Below are 901 nucleotides of genomic sequence, written 5' to 3'. Positions count from 1 at the left end.
AGGGTCTTTGGAACTAATTTCCTTTTTGAAGGAAACAGGGGTCATCGCATCCGCAGGCCATTCCGACGCCGGACTCAAAGAGATGGAAGCCGGGATTAAGGCCGGCCTCTCCCATGTCACCCATTTGTTCAACGGCATGCGGGGGCTGCACCACCGCGAGCCGGGGACTGCCGGTAGCGCTCTTCTGCATGATGAACTGAAGGCTGAAGTCATTGCCGACGGCATCCATGTTCACCCTGCCGTCATCAAGCTGGCATTTCAGCAAAAACAGAAAGAAGGCATCATTTTAATTACGGATGCCATGCGCGCAAAATGCTTGAAAAATGGAACCTATACATTAGGCGGACAGGAGGTGTTCGTAAAAGGCGATAAAGCCGTTTTACGGGATGGTACGCTTGCCGGCAGCATCTTGAAGATGAACCAGGCTGCACTGAACATGATGGATTTTACGGGATGTTCACTCGAAGATATCGTCTACATGACAGCAGTCAATCCTGCCAGACAGCTTCATATTTATGACCGGAAAGGCAGCATACGGAGCGGGAAAGATGCCGATTTGATCATTTTAAATGAAAAAAATGAAGTTGTGATGACGCTTTGCAAAGGCGTGATTGCTTTCAGCAAAAGGGAGGTTTCACCATGAAGATCATTGAAGCTAAAGATTATCAGGACATGAGCCAATCAGCCGCCCGATTCATCATCGAGCAAGTGAATCGCTTATCTGCACCTGTTCTCGGCCTTGCAACCGGAGGAACGCCTCTCGGCACATATCAGGTTTTAAGGGAAGATCATGCGCGTAATAAAACGACTTACAAGCACGTCTATACTGTTAACTTAGACGAGTATGTCGGCGTTTCCCCGGATCATGAAAACAGCTATACATTCTATATGAAAAAACAGC

The 901-nt window shown here is 48.1% G+C and carries 1 protein-coding gene and 1 pseudogene; both read left to right on the top strand.

Annotation, left to right across the window (positions count from 1 at the left end):
* The coding region (gene nagA, locus ACWHAR_RS24600) for an N-acetylglucosamine-6-phosphate deacetylase (RefSeq protein ID WP_452088122.1) at nt 1–643 on the top strand (643 nt) is incomplete at its 5' end.
* A pseudogene (locus tag ACWHAR_RS24595) lies at nt 640–901 on the top strand (glucosamine-6-phosphate deaminase); the annotation flags it as partial. The gene nagA and the pseudogene ACWHAR_RS24595, both read left to right, overlap by 4 nt.

The organism is Bacillus sp. LR--39, from assembly GCF_053613335.1.
The sequence above is the reverse complement of the archived record's forward strand: the minus strand, read 5'-3'. Positions and strand labels throughout refer to the sequence as shown.